General features: G+C 60.5%; 2 protein-coding genes and 2 pseudogenes. 2 read left to right on the top strand and 2 right to left on the bottom strand.

Annotated elements, in window-relative coordinates:
- Nucleotides 1-914 (top strand): ISL3-like element ISPst2 family transposase (locus V8L71_RS20485; protein WP_336275316.1); only part of this gene is annotated, 914 nt, incomplete at its 5' end.
- A gap of 35 nt (nt 915-949) precedes the next feature.
- Here the strand turns inward: V8L71_RS20485 and V8L71_RS20820 are convergent.
- A pseudogene (locus tag V8L71_RS20820) lies at nt 950-1,111 on the bottom strand (TorF family putative porin); the annotation flags it as partial.
- Between the two features lie 29 nt (nt 1,112-1,140).
- Nucleotides 1,141-1,254 (bottom strand): annotated as a pseudogene (locus V8L71_RS20815) (hypothetical protein); the annotation flags it as partial.
- 101 nt (nt 1,255-1,355) lie between these two features.
- Here V8L71_RS20815 and V8L71_RS20480 point away from each other — a divergent pair.
- Nucleotides 1,356-2,373, top strand: a 1,018-nt coding sequence (locus V8L71_RS20480) for an IS1380 family transposase (RefSeq protein WP_336275315.1), incomplete at its 3' end; no start/stop codon positions are given.

The following is a 2,373-nucleotide window of genomic DNA, read 5'->3' as shown; positions in this document are numbered from 1 at the left end:
AGAAGACGGTGCGCGACATCTTCAACGCCCGCGCCGAGTTCCTGGGGCGCTGGCACCGCTTCGAGACGCCCCGCATCCTGGGCATTGACGAGCTATACCTGAACAAGCGCTACCGCTGCATCCTGACCAACATCGAGGAGCGAACCCTGCTCGACCTGCTGGCCACCCGCCGCCAGGACGTGGTGACCAATTACCTGATGAAGCTGAAAGACCGGCAGAAGGTCGAGATCGTCAGCATGGACATGTGGAACCCTTACCGGGCAGCGGTCAAGGCCGTGCTGCCACAGGCCCGCATCGTGGTCGATAAGTTCCATGTGGTACGCATGGCCAACGATGCCCTGGAGAAGGTGCGCAAGGGCCTCAGAAAGGAGCTGAAACCCTCCCAGAGCCGAACCCTCAAGGGCGACCGGAAGATCCTGCTGAAACGCGCTCACGAAGTTTCAGATCGGGAACGGCTGATCATGGAGACCTGGACAGGCGCATTCCCGCAACTGCTGGCCGCCTACGAGCACAAGGAACGCTTCTACGGCATCTGGGACGCCATCACACGGCTCCAGGCAGAAGCCGCCCTGGACGAGTGGATAGCCACCATCCCGAAGGGCCAAAAGGAAGTCTGGAGCGATCTGGTCAGGGCAGTGGGAAACTGGCGCGAAGAGACCATGACCTACTTCGAGACGGACATGCCCGTCACCAACGCTTACACGGAGTCCATCAACCGACTGGCCAAGGACAAGAACCGTGAAGGGCGCGGTTACTCCTTCGAGGTGATGCGGGCACGAATGCTCTACACCACGAAGCACAAGAAGAAGGCACCGACTGCGAAGGTCTCTCCTTTCTACAAGAAAACCATCGGTTACGGACTGCCGGACTTCGCAGAGGAACTCAACTACGGAGTCGATCTATCAACCATCTGAGGGTGGTATCAGATTGATGGGGTGAAGGTGCCCCATCAACCATTAAATCCGTATACCCAATAAATGTACCCAACGTCATAACCCAGTTCTTCCACAGAGCCGGAGAATCCGGCATAAAGATCAAGCTCATAGCTGGTGCCGTCACCAAAATCGACATTGGAACCCCAGCCACCGGCGTAGAAGCCCGACGCATGCTCATAACATAATCCAACCCTCCCTGGACAGCCGCAGCCCCGTCTGTCTGGGTGACGCCCCGGAACAGATAGTTGCTGCTGGCGCTCACATTTGAGCTGACGTCAGCGCTAACAATGGCGGGCGCAGCCTGAAGTGCTGCAAGCAAAGTGATACTCCTGAATCCGTGAGACCGGCCCCCAGGAATGCTTCTAACCTACTGAACTGCATGGCAATATAGCCATTATCGCCATTCACCCAGACAGTGCCATGCCCAACATAAAGTTCCGCGCCAGTCGCCGCACCCTCACCAGCCACGCCGGGCTGTCCATCATCGGGCAATGCTTCGAGATCGCTGGCGTCGACAGCATCGACAGCCGCTTCCCCACCACGCTGGGCATGCGCACCAGTGACGTGATCAAGAGCTACCTGGGCCTGCTGTGTCTGGGCATGAGCGACTATGACGCTGTCGAGAACTTCCGCCGCGACAAGCCCTTCCAACAACTGCTGACCCTGCAGAAGGTGCCGAGCGCGGCGACGCTGCGACAGCGGCTGGAGAAACTTGCCGCCAACGACCTGCAGGCGCGCACCGCCACCTGGTCCACGACCCTGCTGTCACTGGTCGAGGCACCGATCACCGCCGAGACGACGCACGTCTGCCTGGACATCGACACCTTCGTCATGGACAACAGCAACTCGAAGAAGGAAGGCGTCTCGCGGACTTACCAGAAGGTCGATGGCTACACCCCGATCGCCGCCTATCTGGGCAACGAAGGGTGGTGCCTGGGTCTGGAACTGCGTCCTGGCAAGCAGCACACCATGAAGGAGAGCAACGCCTTCCTGGAGCGGGTACTGCCTCGCGCCCAAGGCCTGACCGAGCAACCGATCCTGTTACGCGAGGACAGCGGCTTCGACAGCCAGGCGCACCTGGCGCTTCTCGAACAGCAGCGCCAGGTCTTTGCCGACGAGGGGCGCCGGCTCGACTATGTCGTCAAATGGAACCCGCGCGGCTCGGCCACGGCCGATCAGGATACCTGGTTGGCTGTGGCGGCGGACTACTGGGAAGAGCTGCGTCCTGGCAAGCGCCAGGCGCTGTGGACGCAGACCGTCTCGATCCACGACGACAACAAGACCGAATACGTCGTCCAACGCGTGATGCGCCTGGTCGAGCGCACCGCCGATCGCGATGGCCAGTTGCTGCTCGAACCGGACTATGAGTTGGAAGGCTGGTGGACCAGCCTGGACGAGGCGCCGGAGGCGGTGATCAAGCGCTACCAGGCGCATGCCA

Source organism: Vreelandella indica (genome assembly GCF_037070225.1).
In the GTDB taxonomy this organism is placed as follows: domain Bacteria; phylum Pseudomonadota; class Gammaproteobacteria; order Pseudomonadales; family Halomonadaceae; genus Vreelandella; species Vreelandella arctica.
The sequence above is the reverse complement of the archived record's forward strand: the minus strand, read 5'-3'. Positions and strand labels throughout refer to the sequence as shown.